We start from the raw sequence: 19,972 nt of genomic DNA, 5'->3' as shown, positions 1-19,972 counted from the left end.
GGGAGTCGGGTCTGCTCGCGTCCCATGACAGGCGACGGGAGGGGCGGCAGCCAGGCACACCGGCCGGGTTTCTCGGATCCGAGAACGAATCGGCCGGGGCCCCGCAGCGACGCACCGATGCGCCCGAGGGCCCGCGGCCGTCAGCCCGTCGCCCGCCGGGCGGGCGCGCGGCCGGACACCGCGGCCGTCAGCCGCGCGGCGCCCTGCTGGAGGACCTCCCGCACATGGTCCGGGTCGTGCCGGCAGTGGTGCCGGTGCCAGGTGCTGCTGAGCGCCGCCACCGGCCGCTCGTTGTGGTCGAAGGCCGCCACGCCCATCGAACGCAGCCCCTCCGACACCAGCTCGATCTCCTCCGACCAGCCCCGCTCGCGGTCCCGCGCCAGCTGACTGCGCAGCTCGGCCAGCGAACGCGGGCCCTTGCCGGTGCGGGTGATGAGGTCGCCGGGCCGCGGGAACAGCGCCCGTAGCTGCGCCTCCGTGGAATGGGCGAGGATCGCGCAGCCGTTGGCCGTCAGATGCGCCGGGAGCCGGACCCCGATGTCGGTGACGAGCGCGACGTCGACGTCGCCGGCCCGTGCCGTGGACGGTCGCTCCTTCAGCAGGTACACCGTCTCCGCGCCGTGCAGGATGCCCAGGTGAACCGTCTGGCCGAGCCGGTTCGAGAGGCTGCGCAGGATGGGGCGGGCGCGCCGCTCCAGCGGCTCGTGCCGCAGATAGGCGGAGCCGATCTCGAAGGACGCGACGCCCAGCCCGTACGCCTGCTCCTTCGGGACGTAGGTGACGAAGCCGCGGTCCACCAGGACCGAGAGGATGTGATACGCCGAGGACCGCGGGATCCCCAGGTCCCGGGCCAGCGCCCCCGCCTGCACCAGACCGGAACGGCCGGCGAGGTGCAGCAGGATGTCGAGCGCCCGCCCGACAGCCGGCGAGGTGCTCGAAATCGTCTCGCGTTCACTCATGCGGTCATCCCTGACAGAGCCGTATATACAGGAATATACAAGTCGACATTCAGCGGTCGTCTCCGTCCGTCCCGCAGGACAGAGCAGCGTGCCCGGCCTCGCCGCCGACGCGCCGGCTGAGTTCGCGAGCCGTCCGGGCCACCTGCGCGGCGATGCCCCGCCGCCGCTCCGGGCCCACTTCACCGGCCGGGAAGGTGACCGACACGGCCGCGACCGGGTGGGCGCTGTGGTCGAGGATCGGCACGGCGACGGAGGAGAAGCCCGCCGTCACCTCTCCGTCCTCCGTCGCGTAGCCGCTGCGCCGTACCTCCACGAACAGGCCCCGGAGCGCGGACAGCGAGCCGGGGCCGCGGCCGTTGCGCGACACGAAGGCGGCGGGATCGGGAAACAGCGCCCGTACCTGGGCCTGCGGCAGGCGCGCCAGCATCGCCCGGCCGCTGGCGGTGAGCTGCGCGGGCAACCGGACGCCGACCTCGGTGACCAGCGGCGGACGTCCCGGTGCCCGCTCCTCGATGACGTAGATGACCTCGCGGCCGTGCGGCACGGCCAGATGGGCGTTGTGTCCGGTGCGGTCCACGAGCGTGGCCAGTGGGACCCGGGCCAGGCGCTGGAACGGGGCCTGCCGGCTGTAGCCGGAACCCAGCTCGAAGGCGCCGACTCCCAGCCCGTAGCGGCGCTCCTCGGGCAGGTGCACCGCAAAGCCCTCGCGGACGAGGGTGTCGAGCAGGTGGTACGTCGTCGACCGGGGCAGCCGGACATCGCGGCTGATGGCCGCGGCCGGCACCGGGCCGCCCTGACCGGCGAGGTACCGGAGGATGGCCAGGACCTGCGCGGCGGCGGGAACCATGGACATGCCGCGAGCGTAGATTCCGGCCTCCGGCCCCCGGCGCAGGCCGTCGCCGACGTCTGGGATACGAGACGGATTGCCGCCCTGGGCCGTAGCAGAAGCGCTCCCGCCCGGTGCTTCATGGACCCAGACGCACGGCACCCGCGGCGGCGGCCGGTACGCCGTCGCCCCCGAACGCCACCGGCACCGGCCGGCACCGCCGTCGCGAACGCATCCGCACCACGCCCCGGAGAACCCGCATGGCACCGCACGATCACCGCGCCGTACCCCACGAGGACACCCCCGCCCCGGCGACCGGGACGACCCTCCTCACCCACATCGGCACTCTGGTGACCAACGATCCCTCCCTCGGCGACGGCGCCCTCGGAACGATCACCGACGCCGCGCTGGTCATCGACGGCGACGCCATCGCCTGGGCCGGGCCCGCCGCGCAGGCACCCGCGGCCGACCACCGTTTCGACGCCGGGGGCCGGGCGGTCATCCCGGGCTTCGTCGACTCCCACTCCCATCTGGTCTTCGGCGGCGACCGCACCGAAGAGTTCAACGCCCGTATGTCGGGGCGCCCTTACCGCGCGGGCGGCATCCGCACCACCGTCGCCGCCACCCGGGCCGCGACCGACGCCGAGCTGCACGCCCGCGTGGACCGCCATCTGCGCGAGGCACTCCGGCAGGGCACCACGACCATGGAAACCAAGTCGGGGTACGGCCTGACCGTCGACGAGGAGGTCCGCGCGCTCGCCATCGCGGCCGGCCACACCGACGAGGTGACCTTCCTCGGCGCGCACGTCGTGCCCGAAGAGTTCGCCGACGACCCCGGCGGCTATGTCGACCTCGTCACGGAGCCGATGCTGGAGGCCTGCGCCCCCCACGCCCGCTGGGTGGATGTCTTCTGCGAACAGGGCGCCTTCGACGGCGACCAGGCCCGCGCGATCCTCCGGGCCGGCGCCGCCCACGGGCTGCTGCCCAGAATCCACGCCAACCAGCTCTCCTACGGCCCCGGCGTCCGGCTCGCCGTCGAACTCGGGGCGGCCGCGGCCGACCACTGCACCTACCTCACCGACGCCGACGTCGACGCCCTCGCCCAGGGAAGCACCGTCGCCACGCTCCTGCCGGGTGCGGAGTTCTCCACGCGCAGCCCCTATCCCGACGCGCGACGGCTGCTCGATGCGGGCGTCACCGTCGCCCTGTCCACGGACTGCAACCCGGGCTCCTCCTTCACCAGCTCCATGGCCTTCTGCGTGGCGCTGGCCGTACGGGAGATGGGCATGAGCCCCGACGAGGCCCTCTGGTCGGCGACGGCCGGCGGCGCGCGGGCGCTGCGCCGCACGGACGTCGGACGACTGGCGCCCGGGGCGCGCGCCGATCTCGTCGTCCTGGACGCTCCCTCCCCCGTGCACCTGGCCTATCGCCCCGGGGTGCCCCTGGCCGCCGCCGTCTGGTGGGCGGGCCAACGGGTCTTCGGATCCGCGTGACGCGAGGACGAGACAGATGAACGACCGCTACCACCGCACCACGCCGTACGAAGGGAACCACCCGATGGGTGACAGGGCCGCCGAGGCGGCAACAACCCCGCCCGCCGATCCGCCGACCCCCAGTGTCTACAACAGCGTCCGGCAGCTGCGCGCGGACGCCTGGAGCTCGCTGGCGGAGCTGACCCGCCGGTCGGCCCTCGCCACCGGCGCCGACGCCCCTCCCCGGGCGACGGCCGACCGGGTGGAGGAACTGCTGCGGCTGCTGACGCCGATCGAGAACTGCTGGGCCTTTCCCGGCAAGGCGCGCCTCGGCGAACTGCGCCGGCTCCACGAGACCGGTGACCGGCACCGGCTGGCGCGGTACGCGGACTGCCTCAACCGGGCGCTGGGCACGGACTCCTACCGCAACGCCCCGCCCCCACAGGACCGCCCCGAGGACGCGGCCGCCGAGGACGTCCCGGTGCGCGACGCCGCCGCCCGGCCCTACTTCGAGGTGCTCGTCGTCGGGGATTTCGACGACAGCGAAGAGGAGGCGCTGCGCGACGAGCTGCGCAACCAGCGCCGCGCCGACGACGAGTTCGGGTACGAGCTCGTCATGGCCCCCAGTTTCGAGGACGCGGTGGTCACCGCGCTGGTGAACTCCGACGTCCAGGCGGTCGTGATCCGCCACCGGTTCGGCAACCGGTCACCCCATGACCTCCAGGTGGCGCGCACCTTCTTCGAAGGCAGCGCCGCGGGAGCCGTCCCCGAGGGCCACCGGTTCGAGGAGCGGGCCCGCGCGCTCGGCTCCCGGCTGCGCGAACTGCGGCCCGAGCTGGACCTCTACCTGATGACGGAAGGGTCGGTGGAGCGGACCGCGGGCACCCTCGGCGCGGACTTCACCCGGGTCTTCCACGCCAGGGAAGGACTTCTCGACCTCCACCTGTCGATCCTGCACGGAATCGGCGAGCGCTACCGCACCCCCTTCTTCGCCGCCCTGCGCGCCCACAGCCAACGGCCCACCGGCGTCTTCCACGCCCTCCCCATCTCCCGCGGCACCTCCGTGGTCACCTCGCACTGGATACCGGAGATGGCCCGCTTCTACGGGCTGAACATCTTCCTCGCCGAGACCTCCGCCACCTCCGGCGGCCTGGACTCCCTGCTGGAGCCCACCGGCCCGCTCCGCGAGGCCCAGGACCTGGCGGCCCGTACCTTCGGCGCCCGGCAGACGTACTTCGTCACCAACGGCACCTCCACCGCCAACAAGGTCGTCGTGCAGGCGCTGGTCCGGCCGGGCGACATCGTCCTCGTGGACCGCAACTGCCACAAGTCCCACCACTACGGGCTGATGCTCGCCGGCGCCCACGTGGTCTACCTCGACGCCTATCCGCTGGACCGGTACGGCATGTACGGGGCCGTGCCACTGGCGGAGATCAAGCGCAAGCTGCTGATGCTGAAGCAGGAAGGGCTCCTGGACCGCGTCAAGCTTCTCCTCCTCACCAACTGCACGTTCGACGGAATCGTCTACCACCCCGCCCGGGTCATGGAGGAGTGCCTGGCGCTCAAGCCGGACCTGGCGTTCCTGTGGGACGAGGCGTGGTTCGCCTTCGCGCGCTTCCACCCCGTCTACCGCAGCCGCACCGCGATGGCCGCGGCCCGCGAGCTGACCGAGCGCTACCGCGACCCGCACTACGCCGACCGGTACGCCGCGCACCGGCAGCAACTCGGGGCGGAGCCGGACGACGAGACCCTGCTCGACGGGCGGCTGCTGCCCGATCCCGAAAAGGTCCGCGTCCGGGTGTACGCCACCCAGTCGACGCACAAGACCCTGACGTCGCTGCGCCAGGGATCCATGATCCATGTCTTCGACCAGGACTTCCGGCACAAGGCCGCGGAGACGTTCCGCGAGGCGTATATGACCCATACGTCGACATCCCCCAACTACCAGATACTCGCCTCTCTCGATCTCGGCCGCCGGCAGGGTGCGCTGGAAGGGTTCGAGCTGGTGCAGAAGCAGCTCGAGCAGGCGGGCGTACTGCGGGACGCCATCGAACAACACCCGGTCCTGAGCCGGTATTTGCGCTTCCTCACCACCCCCGAGCTGATACCGGAACGGTTCCGCTCGTCCGGCGTGGACCAGCCGTTGCGGACCGGGCTGTCCGGAATGGCGGCCGCGTGGGAGGAGGACGAGTTCGTCCTCGACCCGAGCCGGGCGACGCTGCACATCGGGCTCACGGGAATCGACGGAGACACCTTCAAGCACGAATACCTGATGGACCGCTATGGCGTTCAGGTCAATAAGACGACCCGCAACACCTTGCTGTTCATGACCACCATCGGAACCACCCGCAGCGCGGTCGCCTACCTCATCGAGGTACTCGTCAAGATCATCGAGGGCCTGGAGGAAGGCATCGGGGAAATGAGCCTGCGCGAACGCGCCCGGCACGACCGGCGCAGCGCCGCCCTCAGCGGACGATCCGCCGCCCTGCCGGACTTCAGCGCCTTCCACGCCGGATTCCGCCCGAGCGCGCACACCCCCGAGGGGGACCTGCGCAAGGCGTTCTTCCTGGCGTACGACGACACCCGGTGCGAGTACCTGCCCGCGGACGACATCGCCGATCTCCTCGCGGGCGGCCGCGAAGTCGTCTCGGCCACTTTCGTCACGCCGTATCCCCCGGGCTTTCCCGTGCTCGTGCCCGGCCAGGTGATCAACGACGCGGTGCTGCGCTACATGGCGGCCCTCGACACTCGCGAAATCCACGGATACCGGCCGGACACCGGTTACCGGGTCTTCACCGAACCCGCGTTGAAGGAGCTCTTCCCGGCGGATGCCGCAGCGGACGACCCGCCGGGTCCTCGCCAGGGGCCCGAGTGATCGCTTGCATATACCCCTAGGGGGTATATGCTGTCCTCGATGTCATCGCAGCGGTACGGCAGTTGGCCGGCCCGGACGATCAGAGGAGAGCGCCATGAAGGACCCGCTGAAGATCACCGCATACGCCGCCGCGCTCGCCGCGTTCTTCGCCGGGGCCTACGGCGTGGGGCACGTCGTAGGCCCCGGTGCCGCCGACACCGGACCGGCCGCACACGCCGGACACGGCACGCCCGGGAGCGGGACGGCCGGCGGCCAGGACGCACCCGCCGGCGGTCTGGAGATCTCCGGGAACGGCTACACCCTCGACCTCAAGACGCCCCGCGTAGCGGCGGACCGCAACAGCGCACTGCGCTTCGCCATCCGCGACCGCACGGGCCGGCAGGTCACCGCCTACCAACGCCGGCACGACAAGGAACTCCATCTCATCCTCACCTCAAGGGACTTGGGTACCTTCCGCCACCTGCACCCCACCCGCGCCGCCGACGGCACCTGGAGCGCCCCGGCCGACCTCCCCGAGGCCGGCACCTACCGCCTCTTCGCCGACTTCACTCCCGCCGGCAAGGGCGCCAAGAACCTCACCCTGGGCGCGGACCTCGCCGTCTCCGGTGACTACCGGCCCGCCCCGCTCCCCGCCGCCTCCGCCGTCGCCAGGGTCGACGGCTACACCGTCACGCTCGCCGGCCGGCTGCACCCCGGGACGGCGGGCGAGCTGACGGTGAAGGTCACCAGGAACGGCCGCCCCGTCACCGATCTCGACCCCTACCTCGGCGCGTACGGCCACCTGGTCGCCCTGCGCTCCGGCGACCTCGCCTACCTGCACGTCCACCCCAACGGCGAACCCGGCGACGGCAGGACGAAGCCCGGCCCCGAGGTCTCCTTCACCGCCACCGCCCCGAGCGCCGGTGCGTACCGGCTCTTTCTCGACTTCCGGCACCACGGCACGGTCCGCACCGCCGCCTTCACGGTCACGGCGAGCGGCGGCGGGCGGACGAACGAGAAGGCGCAGAGGGCGCAGCCCGAGGAGGCGGCCGCGGGACATCGGCACTGACGCCCGGATGCCGGGCCGTGGTGCGGGGGGCGTTGAACACAACTCGCGCACAGATAACGCGGATTAAGTGAGTACTGCGGCAATCACACTCTTATGCAGTGAGGTGATCCACCGTGGGGGAGGCATCGCCGCGCCGGACGGTGAGCGGCACCGTCCCGCAGGCGAGAGGAATGTGTCTGTGCTCCCTCACGGTGGCGGCCCGCGGGGCCCGCTTCGTCGACCCGCAACCGCAGCCGGCCGCGCGATCGCCGGCACTGCCGTCGTCGCGGCCTACCTGCTCCTGCTTCCGCTCGCCGGCACCGCCGGGGCCGGCACCGCCGCGGCGGAATCCGCGGTCCGCGCCCGCGAGGTACGCCATGTCGTCCAGCGCACCAACATCGCCCGGAGTACCGCCCGTTGCCCGGCGGTCAGGGAGGACCCCCGACTCGACCGGGCGGCCCGCCAGCACGCCGCGTATCTGGCCCGCGTCGGCCGGCTCACCCATCACGGTGCCGGGGGAACCTCCACGGGGCAGCGGGCCCGCCGTAACGGATACCGGTGGTCGGCGGTGGGGGAGGCCATCGCCCAGGGCTACCGCGACGCCACGGCCGTGGTCGACGCCTGGATGGACAGCCCACCGCACCGGCGCCTCCTGGTCACCTGCGGCTATCGCGACATAGGAGTGGGCGTGGCCCGACGCGACGGCAGAAAGTGGTGGGTTCAGGTCCTGGCCACCCCCGCGGGCGCGTGAGCGCGCCCCGCTCAGCGGCGGTTGTCCTCGACGTCGACCACCGGGGCGCCCGGGGAGGGCGGTTGGGTGCGGCGCCGCTTGAGGATGTTCACGTAGGCCGCGAGGCCGATGATCCCGACGACCATCAAGATGATTCCGACCAGATCGACATTCACTCCGGCCATGTGCCAGTCCACCGCGAAGGTGAGGATCGCCCCCACCGCGAGCAGACCGATGCACCCGCCGATACCCATGGTTTCCGCCTCCGTAGTGGTAGGGGGGAAGGACTAGGTGTGCGTGGAGGTTCGGGTACCCGGACGTGCGCTCTTCATGTCCGGGTGGGCGGGGGAGGCGGGCCCGCCGGGGGCGGTCAGCCGGCTCGGCGACGGGGCTTGCCTGCGGTTTTCTTGGCCGCGGTCGCCTTGGCGGCCGCGGACTTCTTTGCGGAGCCGGCGGACTTCCCGGCGCCGCCGGCCTTGGCCGTACGGGCGGCCGTCTTCTTCGCCGTGCCGCCGGTGGATTTCTTGGCGGACGCCTTTTCCGTGGCGCTCTTCCTCGTGGTGCTCTTCTTCGCGGCGCTCTGCTGCGACGGGTGGCCGGTCAGCGAGGTCACGGTGGCGCCCTCGGTGTCACCGCCCTCGCCGCGCGACTGCTGCGCGGCCCGAACGCTGTCCTGAAGGGCCGCCATCAGGTCCATCACCTGGGCCGCGGGCTCCGCCTGCGGTGCTTCGAAGTCCGGCTCGCGGTGCGCCAGCTTCGCCGCGACCATCTCTTCGAGCGCCTCGCGGTAATGATCGTGCACGTCGCCTTCCGACAGCTCGCGATAGGAGTCCATCAGGCTCTCCGCGGCCTCCACCTCCTGGGCGCCGAGATCCACCCCGCCCTCGGGCAGTACACCCTCCATCGGGCGGATCTGGTCCGGCCACAGCAGGACCTGCATCACGAGCGTGTCCTCGACCGGACGGATCATGGCCAGCGTCTCCCGGCCGTGCAGCGCGACCTTGCCCAGCCCGACGCGCTGATGCCGTTCCATGGCCTCACGCAGCAGGACGTAGGGCTTGGCCGCGGCGCTGCCGTCGGCGCTCAGGTAGTAGCCCTTGCCCATCTGGAGGGGGTCGATGTCGCCACCGTCCACGAAGGCCAGGATCGTCAGCGTCTTCGCGGTCGGCAGCGGCAGCGCGGCGAGATCCTCGTCGGTCAGCGGTACCAGCGTGTCGTCGTCGGCCTTGTAGCCCCGGCCGATCTCGTCCTCCGTGACCTCGACGCCCTCGAGCGAGCACACCGGTTGATTGCGCACCCGTCCGCCGTCCGCCGTGTGGATGCGCACGAAGCTGACGGAGGCGGTGGTGTCCGTGGCGGAGTAGGCGGCCACGGGGATGGTGACCAGGCCGAAACTGATGGAGAACTTCGCCGTGGGGCGCATGGGGGCCGCTTTCATCGGTACCTGTCGGCGGGCCGGCGGTCGGGGTGTCGGCGGGTGTCGGCGTTGACAGCAATGCTAGGCGGGTCGGTCGGGGCGTACATCTCCGCCGTGCGGCCGGATCGGCCGATAGGGGTAAGCGGGTACCGGCCGCCACCCGGACGCACGAGACTGCGGCCGGGCCGTTCGGGTAGGCCCGCCCCATGAGCAACGCGGACCACACCGACAGCGTGCGCGCGGGACGGCATACCGTGCAGCTTCACCGGCCGGACAAGGTGCTGTTTCCCGACGACGGATTCACCAAGGCGGATGTGGTCGACTACTACGGTCGGGTGGCCGCGGCGATGGTGCCGCAGTTGCGGGGGCGGCCCCTGATGCTGGAGCGGCTTCCGGAGGGGCTGGGCGGGCCGCAGTTCATGCAGAAGGACACCCCCGACCACTACCCCGACTGGATCCGGCGCGCCGAGGTCGCCAAGGAAGGCGGCACGGTCACCCACACCGTCTGCGACGACAAGGCGACCCTGCTCTTCCTCGCCGACCAGGCATGCCTGACCCTGCACCGCTGGCTGTCGCGCGCCGACCGCCCCGATACGCCGGATCGGCTGGTGTTCGATCTGGACCCACCCGGCGACGACTTCGAGTCCGTACGCCGGGCCGCCCGGTGGCTGACGGATCTGCTCGACGAGCTCGGTCTGCCGGCCGTGTTGATGACCACGGGGTCCAAGGGACTGCATGTGACGGTGCCGCTCGACGGGCACAGCGATTTCGACGCGTCCCGCGGCTTCGCGCAGCAGGTCGCGGAGGTGCTCGCGGCGCGCCACCCGGACCGGCTGACCACCGCCGTACGCAAGAAGGCCCGCGGGAACCGGCTCTACCTCGACGTCCAGCGCAACGCCTATGCGCAGACCGCCGTCGCCCCATGGTCGATCCGGCCGAAGCCGGGAGCGCCGGTGGCGACGCCGATCAGCCGGCGGCAGCTGGCGGACCGGGAACTGACCGCGCGGAGCTGGTCGTTGAAGGATGTGGCGGGCGTGCTGGAGCAGATGCGGTCCCGGCCGTGGTCCGGGGTGCCGGGGCGCGGGCGTTCACTGCGGGCCGCCCGCAAGCGGCTGGACGCGCTCGGCTGACCCGCGTGGGGCGGGGCCGTACGGCAAGGCCGCCCGCCGCGGACGCCCGGTCGCCGGTCCCCGGCGGACTCAGCTCTCGCGCCCGGCCGCACCGTCGGCCCCGGAGGCGGCCCCGCCGTCCCGCCCGCCCTCCTCCGCCACCGTCTCGTCGAGCCGCCGGCGCTCCCGCCGGGCCCGTGCGCGGTCCCTGGGGGAGGCCTCCGTGACATCGAGGAAAATCTGGTCGGCGATCGGCCACCGCCGCGACATGGCGGACTTCACCCGGACCAGGACCTCCTCGACCTCCTCGCTGTCGAGCCCGCCGACCAGATCGACCCGGGCCGCGACCAGCGTCGACCGGGTGCCCAGCCGCATCGACAGCAGCGTCGTCACGGTGTCGATCTCCGGCTGCTCGTCCAGGAACGCCTGCATGGCCTGGCGCAGCGAGGGATCGGCGGCCTCCCCGATGATCTGGCCGCGTGATTCCTTGGCGAGCTGATACGCCACGAACATGAGCAGGGCGCCGATGAGCAGCGACGCCCACGCCTCGTACGCCACATTGCCCGTGATCATGTGCAGCCCCATACCGGCCATCGCGACGAGCACACCGAGGCAGGCGGTGGAATCCTCGGCCAGCACCGTCCGCAGCGCGGGATCGCCGCCCGCCCGGATCGTCCCGCGCATGCCCCGGCCGTCCGCGCGCGCCTGCCCGTGCACCTGCGCCAGCGCGCGGATCAGGGACGACCCCTCGGCGATCAGTGCCACGGCCAGCACGGCGAGCCCGGCGATATAGCCCGCACGGCTTTCCGCGCTGCCCGTGCGCAATGCCTCAAGGCCCTGAAAGAACGAAAAACAGCCGCCCATGACGAAAATTCCGACGGCGGCGAGCAGGGACCAGAAATAGCGCTCCTTGCCATAACCGAACGGGTGCAGTGTGTCGGGGGCGCGTTTGCTGCGCTTGAGTGAGGCGAGCAGAAAGAGTTCGTTGATGCTGTCGGCCACCGAGTGCGCGGCCTCGGACAGCAGCGCGGGCGATCCGGCGAAAACGCCACCGAGCGCCTTGGCCAGCGCAATCACCATATTGGCGCCGAGCGCGACGACGACGGTGACCGCCGTCTCGGCATCTTCGCTCTCACCTTTACGGGACACGTGTGTCCTCCCCGGGAAGCGGTATCGGTTTCCGTATCCCCGGCCCGGGGGTACGGAAACCGAAGCGGATTCTGGCGCAGAAACTGACGCCGATAATGACGCAGATACTGACACGGCCGATCGACGGAGGATATTGCGTGGCCGCAATCGCATTCAGGGACGTGGGGGAGGGCACCGCAGACGCCGGCGGAGGGTGCGTCGGGGAGCGCCTCTCCGAGAACTCCACCGGCCCGCGCACCGGCGGCCGGGCATGAGCGGCGACGGCGGGCACCGGGCCATCGCCCGGGTTCTGCTGGACCGGCACGGCGAGACCTACGCCGAACAGTGCGGCATCACGGTGCGGAACACCCCGCAGCCGCTCTATCAGCTGCTGGTGCTGGCGGATCTGCTCAGTACGCGGATCCGCGCATCGGTGGCGGTCGCCTCGGCGCGGGCCCTGTTCGACGCGGGTATGGGCACCGCGCGCCGCATGCTGGACGCCACCTGGCAGCAGCGCGTCGACGCGCTCGGCGAGGGCGGCTACCGGCGCTACGACGAGAGCACCGCCACCCGGCTCGGCGAGGGCGCCTCGCTGCTGCTGGACAAGTACGGCGGCGATCTGCGGCGGATGCGGCAGGCGGCCGACGGCGATGCCGGCGCGCTGCGCCGGGCGCTCGAGGAGCTGCCGGGTGTCGGGCCCACCGGATCCGCGATCTTCCTGCGCGAGGTGCAGGGCGTCTGGACGGAGTTCGCCCCGTTCCTCGATCCGAAGGCCGTACAGGGCGCGGAGCGGCTGGGGCTGCCCGGCGACAGCAGGAGGCTGGCGCGCCTGGTCACCGAGGACGATTCGGCCGCGTTCGCCTCGGCGTTGGTACGTGCGGCGCTGGACCGGGACATCGCCGAGGAGGTACGGGAGGCCGCGGCGCACTCGGGCTGACCCGCCACGGTGACTTCCCCAAGCCGGCGGTGTCATAGGGCCAGTGCCGCCAGCAACGTGACCCCCACCAGAAGCCATGCGACGTAGTCGCCCACATGGCCCGAGTGGAGGCGGCGCAGCGGCACGGTCCATCGGGCGGGCTCCTGGCGTACCGCCCGGCGTACGGCCAGGACGGCGAGGGCCGCGGCGAGGGCGGTGGCCAGCAGTCCCCACAGGACGCCGGTCAGCGACCAGTGGGGCGGGGGAGTGGGCGCGGGCGGCGGCGCGTGGCCGTCCAGGACGGATGCCGCATAGCCCGTGTGGTCGGCGAAGGTGTCCGCGGCCCGGCCGATGGCCGGGCGCAGGCCGGGGACGAGTCCGACCGTCAGCGCCCCGAGGAGCAGCACGGCGGGCACGGCCGGCATCGACTCCGGGATCCGGGACAGCCGGCCGCCCCGCGTCTCCGGCTCCTCGTTCTCACCGGTCGTCTCCTCCGGGGCATCCGCCGGGCGCGGGCCGAGCCCGAGGAACACCCGCGCCCCGGCGCGCAGTACCGCCCCGCCGGTGGCCGCCGAGACCAGCACGCACAGCGCCGTCGCCCAGCCTCCGGCCGCCTCCTCGATGACGGCCTTGCCCAGCGCGGTGCCGAAGGGCGGCAGCCCGGCGAGCGCCAGGCCGCCGACCCCGAACAGCACACCCACCCACGGAAGTTCCCGCCCCTTGCCGTGCAGCTGGTGTTCGTCGACGCTCCCGAAGTGGTCCAGGAGGATGCCCACGCAGGCGAACAGCGCCGCCTTGACTCCCGCGTGCGCCAGTACGTAGAGCGCCACGCCGCCGATGCCCTCCGGGGTGAGCACCGCGAGGCCGATGAGGAACAGGCCGGTGTGCGCGACGGTGGAGTAGGCGAGGAGGCGTTTGAGGTGGCGCTGCAGCCAGCACATCACCGCGCCCAGTACGGCCGTCACGATGCCGAGGGTCACCAGGACACGGTGCGCGTCGGGCGCCGGGATGCCGCCGGGGCCCGCGAAGACGGTCCAGTAGACGCGGGCGGCGCCGTACAGGCCCAGCTCGACCATGACCCCGGACAGCAGCATGCACACCGGTGTCGGGGCCACCGCGTGCGCGTCGGCGAGCCAGAAGTGGAAGGGCACCGACGCGGCCTTGACTAGCAGGCCGGTGAGGACGAGGACGAAGGCGGCGATCACCAGGGCATCGGGGCCGCCGGAGCCGTGGGGGTGGGCGTCGAGGGCCCGGCCGATCGGCGCGAAGCCCAGCTCGCCGGTGCGCGCGTACAGCAGCCCGATGCCCAGCAACGTGGCATACGCACCCACGGAGTTGACCAGGGCGAAGACCAGCGCGCCGTGCACCGCGCGGGCCTCCTCGACGCGGTAGCCGGTCAGCGCGTACGCGACCACGCCCATCAGCTCGAAGAAGACGAACGCATTGAAGAGGTCACCCGTCAGCGCGAAGCCGCACATGCCCGCCTGGAAGAGGAGGACCAGCCCGGGGAAGGAACCGGCGTGGCGCAGCGGGGGCTCGTCGAAGTACCGCCAGGCGAAGGCGAGGGAGGCAAGCACCAGTACGGAGACCAGCGCGGCCAGCCCGAGACCGACGGGGTCGCCGACGAGGACGATGCCCACCCCCGCGCCGTGGTGCGGGCGCCAGCCGCCCAGCCATTCCGCGGGCCGCGCGCCGGCCGACGGCGTGGCGGCCAGCGCGCCCAGGGCCAGCGCCCCCGTACCGGCACAGATCGCGCAACCCATGACCTCGGCGGCGTAACGGGGCAGCCGCCGGCCCGCCCCGACCAGCAGCGCCGCGCCGAGCATCGGGACGGCCACGATCAGCGGAAGGATCCCCGCGACGCTCACCCCCGCAGCTCGGAGAGCTCATCGGGGTCCACGGTCCGGTGCCGTTTGGCGATCTGGATGACCAGGGAGAGGAGGAGCGCGGTGACGGTCGCGCCGATGACGATGTCGGTCAGGACCAGGGCCTGGACGACGGGGTCGACCACGGGGCGGGAGCCGGGGGCGATGTCGGAGAAGACCGGTGCGGTGCCGCCCTTCCGGTAGCCGATGGCGAGCAGCAGGACGTAGGTCGAGGACTGGCAGACGACCAGGCATCCCACGGCGTGGAGGAGATTGCGGCTGGTGGCCAGCCCGTAGCAGCCCACCAGGAACAGCCACCCCGCGATGGCATACGGCAGCACATTCACCGCTCTCCCGCCTCCGTTCCGGCACGCCCGTCATCGCGCCGTGCGTCCTCGATCTCCACGGCCTGGTCCAGAAAGCGGGCCAGCAGCACCACGACCCCGCAGGCGACCTCCACCCCGATGGCGGCGTTGAGAAGGGGGACGGTGCCGCCGGAGGAGAGGGTGTTGAAGGTGCCGTACGGGAGGAAGTTGGTCAGGAAGGCGGCACCGGTCAGCAGGGCGGCGCCGCCCACCAGGAGGTAGGCCGCCTCGCCCGCGGCGTCCGCCACCTCGTACAGGCCGACCGGCCGGATGCGCTCCAGGGCGCGGTAGTCGACGGCGACATAGAGCAGATGCAGCGCCGTCGCGGCCACGATGCCGCCCTGGAAGCCGCCGCCGGGGCTGAGTTGGCCGTGCGCGATGACGTACAGGCCGATCAGCAGGGTGACGGGCAGGGCGAGCAGCGCATAGCGGCGCACCGGCGGGGCGACGCGGGCGGGTTGGGGCGGCAGGCGTCCCTCGTCGCGGGTCTGGCGGAGCAGGACGACGGTGCCCAGGACGGCGCCGAAGAGGATGGACTCCTCGCCGAGGGTGTCGAAGGCGCGCTGGTCGAAGTTGACCGAGGAGATGGTGTTGGCGGTGTGACGGGTGAGAGCGGCGTGGACGGCCCGGTCGCCGTACGGGTGCCAGGTCCCGCCCCAGCGCGGCAGCTCGCCGCACGCGGCGGCGAAGAGGGCGGCCACGCCCAGGCCGCCCAGGAGGAGCACCCACAACCGGAGCCTTCTGCTCATTCTCGCTCGTCCCGGATCTCGTCGCGGGCGCGGCGCCGGACCTTGCGCACGGACAGCAGCAGCATCAGCGGGGTCAGCGCGGAGCCGACGGCCAGCTGGGAGAGCGCCACATCCGGCGCCTGCAGCAGCAGGAAGAGGAGCGCGAGGGCGAGCCCGAGGACGGAGAGCAGAAACGACTGGCGTACGGGGTCGCGGACCAGCACCGTGGCGGTTCCGGCGACGGCCACCAGCACCAGGCCGAGCGACAGCGGAAGGCCGAGCGACAGCGGGAAGTCGGACACGGGACATCCCCTCTCTTCAGGCACGGGATCTCTTCAGGCATGAACCCTCCCGGCCGGGTCAGACATCGGACATTCCCTCCGCGGGCGCGGCCGGCCCGTTCCCCGACGAGACGGCCGCGGTCACGGCCCGGGTCGCCACCCGGCTGCCGAGCACCAACAACGCCCCGATGACCAGCAGTTTCAGCATGGCGCGACCGGGGCCCGTGGCCACACACAGCGGCAATACGACCAGGAGTACCGCGACGAAGTTCAGCCAGGTCGCCGCCCGCAGCGGGCCCGGCGGCGGACCGGCCGCCAACTTGTCCGCGAGCAGCCGCACATACACCAGCGTCCCGGCCGGGCCGAGCACCGCGAGCACCAGGGCCGGGTCCTGGTACGCGGGGCGGCCGAAGCCCTGGGCCAGCAGCAGGACGGCCAGGCTGAGCAGCGTGGTCGCCGAGTTCTGGGCGACCACCCGCCGCCCTACCGGACCGGTGGCCGCGGCCCAGCCGGCCGGTGCCGCGCCGCACAGCAGCAGCGCCGTGGCCGCGGCCGTCCAGCCGTTCACCGGCGGCCGGATGCGCGCCGCGCGGCGCAGGCCGCACAGGCGGCGAGCAGCGCGGCGAGGGTACCGGTCACCCGCTCCAGCGTGTCGACGGCGCTGATCAAGACGATCCACAAGCCGGTCAACGCCGCCCACCAGGCGAGGAGTTCCCCTCCCGCCACGAGTGCCCGCGTCGCCATCGGGTGAGCCATCCGTGCACCTCCTGCCGACCGGCTACCCCGGGCCCAGGCTCACATGCGGGCGAGTGGCCGCCGGGTCACCGCGCCGCGGGTTACTCCGACGGGGTATGCACGCCGGACGCCGGGGCCGCACGCCGGGTGTGCCCCCGGACGCCGGGGCCGCGTCCCGCTCCCGCCCTCACCCGGTCCACGTCCAGTCCGCCACCTCCGGGAGGTCCGTCCCGTGCTCGCGGACCCAGGCGTGATGGCGGGTACGGACATCCGCCATCGCCTGGCGCAGCGCGACGGCGCGGACGCCGAGCCCGGGAACGCGGTCCACGACGTCCATCACCAGGCGGTAGCGGTCGAGGTCGTTGCGTACGACCATGTCGAAGGGCGTGGTCGTGGTGCCCTCCTCCTTGTAGCCGCGGACGTGCAGATGGCGGTGGCCGGTGCGGCGGTAGCAGAGGCGGTGGATCAGCCAGGGATAGCCGTGGTAGGCGAAGATGACCGGCTTGTCCGGGGTGAAGAGGGCGTCGTACTCGAAGTCCGGCATGCCGTGGGGGTGTTCTCCCGGGGGCAGCAGCCGGGCCATGTCGACGACGTTGACGACCCGGACGGCGAGTTCGGGCAGATGGCGCCGGAGCAGACCGGCGGCGGCCAGGATCTCCTGGGTGGGGATGTCTCCGGCGCAGGCCAGAACGACATCCGGGCCGGTGGTGTGCCCCGCCCGGGGCGAGCCGGGAGCCTGGGGCGGATTGCCGTCCTCGGTGCCCGCCCAGGCCCACGCCCCGGCGCCGCGCGCGCAGTGGGCGCGGGCCTCGTCGAGGGTGAGCCAGTCGAAGCTCGGCTGCTTGCCCGCCACGATCACATTCACGTAATCGCGGCTGCGCAGCGCATGATCGGCCACCGAGAGCAGGGTGTTGGTGTCCGGCGGGAGATAGACGCGGACGGCCTCGGGGCTCTTGTTGAGGATGTGGTCGACGAAGCCGGGGTCCTGGTGGGAGAAGCCGTTGTGGTCCTGGCGCCAGACGTGCGAGGTGAGGAGGTAGTTGAGGGAGGCGATGGGGCGGCGCCAGGGGAGCCGGCGGGTGGTGCGCAGCCATTTGATGTGCTGGTTGACCATCGAGTCGACGATATGGGCGAACGCCTCGTAGCTGGAGAGGAGGCCGTGCCGGCCGGTGAGGAGATAGCCCTCCAGCCAGCCCTGGCACAGATGCTCGGAAAGCACCTCCATGACCCGGCCGTCGTGCGCCAGATGCTCGTCCGTGGCGACCGTCTCGGCCTGCCAGGCCTTGCCGGTGGCTTCGTAGAGGGCGTCCAGGCGGTTGGAGGCGGTCTCGTCGGGGCCGACGACGCGGAAGTTACGGCGCTCCGCGGTGTCCGCCATGATCGCGCGCAGCAGGCCGCCGAGGACCCGGGTCGGCTCGTGCAGCACGGTGCCGGGCTTGTCGACGTCCACGGCGTGCCGCTCCAGGGGCGGGAGCGGCAGATCGCGCAGCAGGAGCCCGCCATTGGCGTGCGGGGAGGCGCCCAGCCGCCGCGACCCCTCCGGCACCCAGGCCAGCACGTCCGGCCGGGGCCCGCCCGACGCGTCGAAGAGTTCCTCCGGGCGGTACGAGCGCAGCCAGGCCTCCAGCTGATGGCGATGGCCGGCGTGGTCGCGTACGCCGGACAGCGGGACCTGGTGCGCGCGCCAGGTGCCCTCGACGGGCACACCGTCGACCTCGCGCGGGCCGGTCCAGCCCTTGGGCGTCCGCAGCACGATCACCGGCCAGTGCGGCCGCTCCCGCTCGCCTCCGGAGCGGGCGCGCCGCTGGATGTCGGCGATCCGGTCCAGCGCCCGGTCCATGGCGGCGGCCAGCGCGTCGTGCACGGTCGCGGGGTCGTTGCCGACGACGTACAGCGGCTCGTGGCCGTAGCCGCGCAGCAGGGCGTCCAGTTCGTCGTGCGGGATCCGGGCGAGCACCGCCGGGTTGGCGATCTTGTAGCCGTTGAGGTGCAGGATCGGCAGGACGGCGCCGTCGTGTACCGGGTCGAGGAATTTGGTGCTGTGCCAGGACGCGGCGAGCGGTCCGGTCTCCGCCTCGCCGTCCCCGACCACGCAGGCGACCAGCAGGCCGGGGTTGTCGAACGCCGCCCCATAGGCATGGGCGAGGGAGTAGCCCAGCTCGCCGCCCTCATGGATGGAGCCGGGCGTCTCCGGTGCGACATGGCTGGGCACGCCGCCGGGGAAGGAGAACTGCCGGAAGAGGCGTGCCATGCCCGCGTGGTCCCGGCTCACGTCGGGGTACGTCTCGCTGTAGGTGCCGTCCAGCCAGGAGTTGGCCAGCACGGCGGGGCCGCCGTGTCCCGGACCCCAGACGCACAGCGCCTCCAGACCGCGGGCCTTGATGACGCGGTTGAGGTGGGTGTGCACGAGGTTCAGGCCCGGCGAGGTGCCCCAGTGGCCCAGCAGCCGCGGCTTGATGTGCTCGGGGCGCAGCGGCTCGGTCAGGAGGGGGTTGGCCATCAGATAGATCTGGCCGACGGACAGGTAGTTGGCGGCACGCCAGTGGGCGTCCAGGGTTCGCAGGTCGGCGGGGTCGAGGTGGGTCGGCGCGGGCGTCGTCGCTGCGTCGCGCATGCTCATCTCCTCGCGAGGAAGCTCTCCGCCGCGATGACCGCCTCGCGGGCGGTGCGGCGGCCCGTCAGTACGCACAGGGTGTAGGCGACATCCTCCAGCCGACGGCGCCGGGCCGCGTCATGGGGCTCGGCGTCCACGAGGTCTTCCCACACCCGGTAGCGCCGCAGCTGTGCAGCGAGCACAGTTCTGTCCGGCAGCAGCATGCTGTCTTCTCCCGCGTGGTGTTCGCCTGCCGGGGCCCGTGGAGCCCCTCCACCACCAGGGGGTGGGAAGTTCCACGTTGCGCCGTTCATGCTGTGCACGCAAGCGGAGGCGCGCTGCACGGGGGCGGGCGGCGTCGCGCGGGCGGGGCCGGGCCGTGCCGGGCGGCCGGTCGGGAGGGTGTCGGCCGGTCGGGGTGTCGGCGCGGGCGCCGGTCAGTCGGGAGGTTCCGGCGCCGGATGCTCGTCCGGTCCGGTACCCGGCGGTTCCGCCGGGCGCGGGCCCGGCTCGTCCGGCTCCGGTTCGGCCGGTCGGGGGTCGCGCGGCACGGGATCCGGCTCGCGCGGCACGGGGCCCGGCCCGTCGGGAAGCGGCTCAGTGGTCATGGCGGCCCTCCTTCGTCTCCATGGTGCGCGCGTCTCTTCGCCCGCGCGCGATCCCCGGTTCGGGTAACCGCCGGCCCGGGACGCAAACGTGCGGCCGGCCCCCTTTCCGCCCCTTCAAGAGCTTCACTTCAACAACGCAAACAGCCGCCCGGCGTGCTCTTGCGTTCACAACATGGATGAACGCATGCTCGACGGCAGCTTCGGGGACGTGGACCACGGCTCGGTGGGCGGCCGGCACACCGACTGCCGGTGACCCGACGACCGCATCGCCGCCCACGGCGGGCTGCGTCAACAGCCTTACCTCTAGGGCACGTCGGCGCTGCTGCGATCCGTTCCGG

Annotated in this window: 20 protein-coding genes; 6 read left to right on the top strand and 14 right to left on the bottom strand. The window is 72.5% G+C overall.

The window, feature by feature from the left end; all coding sequences use genetic code 11:
• Positions 1–140: 140 nt before the first annotated feature.
• Both ACIRPT_RS20495 and ACIRPT_RS20490 read right to left on the bottom strand, forming a co-directional pair.
• Complete coding sequence (locus ACIRPT_RS20495; RefSeq protein WP_403828866.1) at positions 141–959, bottom strand: IclR family transcriptional regulator; 819 nt, start codon at positions 957–959, stop codon at positions 141–143.
• Positions 960–1,008: 49 nt separating this feature from the next.
• Positions 1,009–1,812, bottom strand: coding sequence for an IclR family transcriptional regulator (locus ACIRPT_RS20490; RefSeq protein WP_403828864.1), 804 nt, complete (start codon positions 1,810–1,812; stop codon positions 1,009–1,011).
• 233 nt (positions 1,813–2,045) lie between these two features.
• Here ACIRPT_RS20490 and hutI point away from each other — a divergent pair, with 233 nt between their 5' ends.
• The 4 genes from hutI (at position 2,046) to ACIRPT_RS20470 (ending at position 7,910) form a co-directional block, all read left to right on the top strand.
• Positions 2,046–3,278: an imidazolonepropionase gene (hutI, locus tag ACIRPT_RS20485; RefSeq protein WP_403828861.1), complete on the top strand. Its 1,233-nt coding sequence runs from the start codon at positions 2,046–2,048 to the stop codon at positions 3,276–3,278.
• Positions 3,279–3,294: 16 nt separating this feature from the next.
• Positions 3,295–6,132 (top strand): aminotransferase class I/II-fold pyridoxal phosphate-dependent enzyme, encoded by a 2,838-nt coding sequence (locus tag ACIRPT_RS20480; protein WP_403828858.1) that lies wholly within the window; start codon positions 3,295–3,297, stop codon positions 6,130–6,132.
• Positions 6,133–6,226: 94 nt separating this feature from the next.
• The gene (locus tag ACIRPT_RS20475; protein WP_403828855.1) at positions 6,227–7,180 is read left to right on the top strand and encodes a hypothetical protein; all 954 of its coding nucleotides are present in this window, start codon (positions 6,227–6,229) and stop codon (positions 7,178–7,180) included.
• A gap of 178 nt (positions 7,181–7,358) precedes the next feature.
• The gene (locus ACIRPT_RS20470) at positions 7,359–7,910 is read left to right on the top strand and encodes a CAP domain-containing protein (RefSeq protein ID WP_403828853.1); all 552 of its coding nucleotides are present in this window, start codon (positions 7,359–7,361) and stop codon (positions 7,908–7,910) included.
• A gap of 11 nt (positions 7,911–7,921) precedes the next feature.
• Here ACIRPT_RS20470 and ACIRPT_RS20465 read toward each other — a convergent pair whose 3' ends face one another.
• Complete coding sequence (locus ACIRPT_RS20465) at positions 7,922–8,143, bottom strand: DUF6458 family protein (protein ID WP_403828850.1); 222 nt, start codon at positions 8,141–8,143, stop codon at positions 7,922–7,924.
• A gap of 116 nt (positions 8,144–8,259) precedes the next feature.
• A complete protein-coding gene (locus ACIRPT_RS20460) occupies positions 8,260–9,312 on the bottom strand; it encodes a Ku protein (protein WP_403828847.1) in 1,053 nt (350 codons plus the stop codon).
• A 200-nt stretch (positions 9,313–9,512) separates the two neighbouring features.
• On the opposite strand from ACIRPT_RS20460, the gene ligD reads away from it, so the two are divergent.
• Entirely contained in the window at positions 9,513–10,436 is a 924-nt protein-coding gene (gene ligD, locus ACIRPT_RS20455) for a non-homologous end-joining DNA ligase (protein WP_403828844.1), read from the top strand.
• 69 nt (positions 10,437–10,505) lie between these two features.
• On the opposite strand, the gene ACIRPT_RS20450 is transcribed toward ligD, so the two are convergent.
• The gene (locus tag ACIRPT_RS20450; protein ID WP_403829410.1) at positions 10,506–11,495 is read right to left on the bottom strand and encodes a cation diffusion facilitator family transporter; all 990 of its coding nucleotides are present in this window, start codon (positions 11,493–11,495) and stop codon (positions 10,506–10,508) included.
• A 319-nt stretch (positions 11,496–11,814) separates the two neighbouring features.
• Between ACIRPT_RS20450 and ACIRPT_RS20445 the strand changes: the two genes are divergently transcribed.
• Positions 11,815–12,480 (top strand): endonuclease, encoded by a 666-nt coding sequence (locus ACIRPT_RS20445; protein ID WP_403508094.1) that lies wholly within the window; start codon positions 11,815–11,817, stop codon positions 12,478–12,480.
• 32 nt (positions 12,481–12,512) lie between these two features.
• Here ACIRPT_RS20445 and ACIRPT_RS20440 read toward each other — a convergent pair whose 3' ends face one another.
• From ACIRPT_RS20440 to ACIRPT_RS20400, 9 genes are all read right to left on the bottom strand, one after another.
• A complete protein-coding gene (locus ACIRPT_RS20440) occupies positions 12,513–14,327 on the bottom strand; it encodes a complex I subunit 5 family protein (RefSeq protein WP_403828842.1) in 1,815 nt (604 codons plus the stop codon).
• Positions 14,324–14,671 (bottom strand): sodium:proton antiporter, encoded by a 348-nt coding sequence (locus tag ACIRPT_RS20435; protein ID WP_403828839.1) that lies wholly within the window; start codon positions 14,669–14,671, stop codon positions 14,324–14,326. Before ACIRPT_RS20435 ends, ACIRPT_RS20440 begins: the two co-directional genes overlap by 4 nt.
• Positions 14,668–15,438, bottom strand: a complete 771-nt coding sequence (locus tag ACIRPT_RS20430; protein WP_403828836.1) for an MnhB domain-containing protein — start codon at positions 15,436–15,438, stop codon at positions 14,668–14,670. The genes ACIRPT_RS20435 and ACIRPT_RS20430 overlap by 4 nt, the downstream gene beginning before the upstream one ends.
• The gene (locus tag ACIRPT_RS20425; protein WP_403828834.1) at positions 15,435–15,719 is read right to left on the bottom strand and encodes a hydrogenase subunit MbhD domain-containing protein; all 285 of its coding nucleotides are present in this window, start codon (positions 15,717–15,719) and stop codon (positions 15,435–15,437) included. The genes ACIRPT_RS20430 and ACIRPT_RS20425 overlap by 4 nt, the downstream gene beginning before the upstream one ends.
• A gap of 58 nt (positions 15,720–15,777) precedes the next feature.
• On the bottom strand, positions 15,778–16,266 hold the full coding sequence (locus tag ACIRPT_RS20420; RefSeq protein WP_403828831.1) for an MrpF/PhaF family protein: 489 nt from the start codon (positions 16,264–16,266) through the stop codon (positions 15,778–15,780).
• Positions 16,263–16,454 carry a hypothetical protein gene (locus ACIRPT_RS20415; protein ID WP_403828828.1) on the bottom strand — a complete coding sequence of 64 codons (192 nt, stop codon included), beginning with the start codon at positions 16,452–16,454 and terminating at the stop codon, positions 16,263–16,265. Before ACIRPT_RS20415 ends, ACIRPT_RS20420 begins: the two co-directional genes overlap by 4 nt.
• Before the next feature lie 166 nt (positions 16,455–16,620).
• Positions 16,621–19,047, bottom strand: coding sequence for a phosphoketolase (locus ACIRPT_RS20410; protein ID WP_403828826.1), 2,427 nt, complete (start codon positions 19,045–19,047; stop codon positions 16,621–16,623).
• A 2-nt stretch (positions 19,048–19,049) separates the two neighbouring features.
• Complete coding sequence (locus ACIRPT_RS20405) at positions 19,050–19,250, bottom strand: DUF5133 domain-containing protein (RefSeq protein WP_403828824.1); 201 nt, start codon at positions 19,248–19,250, stop codon at positions 19,050–19,052.
• A 213-nt stretch (positions 19,251–19,463) separates the two neighbouring features.
• The gene (locus ACIRPT_RS20400) at positions 19,464–19,634 is read right to left on the bottom strand and encodes a hypothetical protein (protein ID WP_403508079.1); all 171 of its coding nucleotides are present in this window, start codon (positions 19,632–19,634) and stop codon (positions 19,464–19,466) included.
• Positions 19,635–19,972 lie beyond the last annotated feature (338 nt).

The organism is Streptomyces sp. NPDC101227 (assembly GCF_044767545.1).
Lineage (GTDB): Bacteria > Actinomycetota > Actinomycetes > Streptomycetales > Streptomycetaceae > Streptomyces.
The sequence above is the reverse complement of the archived record's forward strand: the minus strand, read 5'-3'. Positions and strand labels throughout refer to the sequence as shown.

Coding starts and splice junctions, on each gene's coding strand:
- ACIRPT_RS20495 (WP_403828866.1), bottom strand. CDS start 959: ATGAGTGAACGCGAGACGATTTCGAGCACCTCGCCGGCTGTCGGGCGG.
- ACIRPT_RS20490 (WP_403828864.1), bottom strand. CDS start 1,812: ATGTCCATGGTTCCCGCCGCCGCGCAGGTCCTGGCCATCCTCCGGTAC.
- hutI (WP_403828861.1), top strand. CDS start 2,046: ATGGCACCGCACGATCACCGCGCCGTACCCCACGAGGACACCCCCGCC.
- ACIRPT_RS20480 (WP_403828858.1), top strand. CDS start 3,295: ATGAACGACCGCTACCACCGCACCACGCCGTACGAAGGGAACCACCCG.
- ACIRPT_RS20475 (WP_403828855.1), top strand. CDS start 6,227: ATGAAGGACCCGCTGAAGATCACCGCATACGCCGCCGCGCTCGCCGCG.
- ACIRPT_RS20465 (WP_403828850.1), bottom strand. CDS start 8,143: ATGGGTATCGGCGGGTGCATCGGTCTGCTCGCGGTGGGGGCGATCCTC.
- ACIRPT_RS20460 (WP_403828847.1), bottom strand. CDS start 9,312: ATGCGCCCCACGGCGAAGTTCTCCATCAGTTTCGGCCTGGTCACCATC.
- ligD (WP_403828844.1), top strand. CDS start 9,513: ATGAGCAACGCGGACCACACCGACAGCGTGCGCGCGGGACGGCATACC.
- ACIRPT_RS20450 (WP_403829410.1), bottom strand. CDS start 11,495: ATGGTGATTGCGCTGGCCAAGGCGCTCGGTGGCGTTTTCGCCGGATCG.
- ACIRPT_RS20445 (WP_403508094.1), top strand. CDS start 11,815: ATGAGCGGCGACGGCGGGCACCGGGCCATCGCCCGGGTTCTGCTGGAC.
- ACIRPT_RS20430 (WP_403828836.1), bottom strand. CDS start 15,438: ATGAGCAGAAGGCTCCGGTTGTGGGTGCTCCTCCTGGGCGGCCTGGGC.
- ACIRPT_RS20415 (WP_403828828.1), bottom strand. CDS start 16,454: ATGGCTCACCCGATGGCGACGCGGGCACTCGTGGCGGGAGGGGAACTC.
- ACIRPT_RS20410 (WP_403828826.1), bottom strand. CDS start 19,047: ATGCGCGACGCAGCGACGACGCCCGCGCCGACCCACCTCGACCCCGCC.
- ACIRPT_RS20405 (WP_403828824.1), bottom strand. CDS start 19,250: ATGCTGCTGCCGGACAGAACTGTGCTCGCTGCACAGCTGCGGCGCTAC.
- ACIRPT_RS20400 (WP_403508079.1), bottom strand. CDS start 19,634: ATGACCACTGAGCCGCTTCCCGACGGGCCGGGCCCCGTGCCGCGCGAG.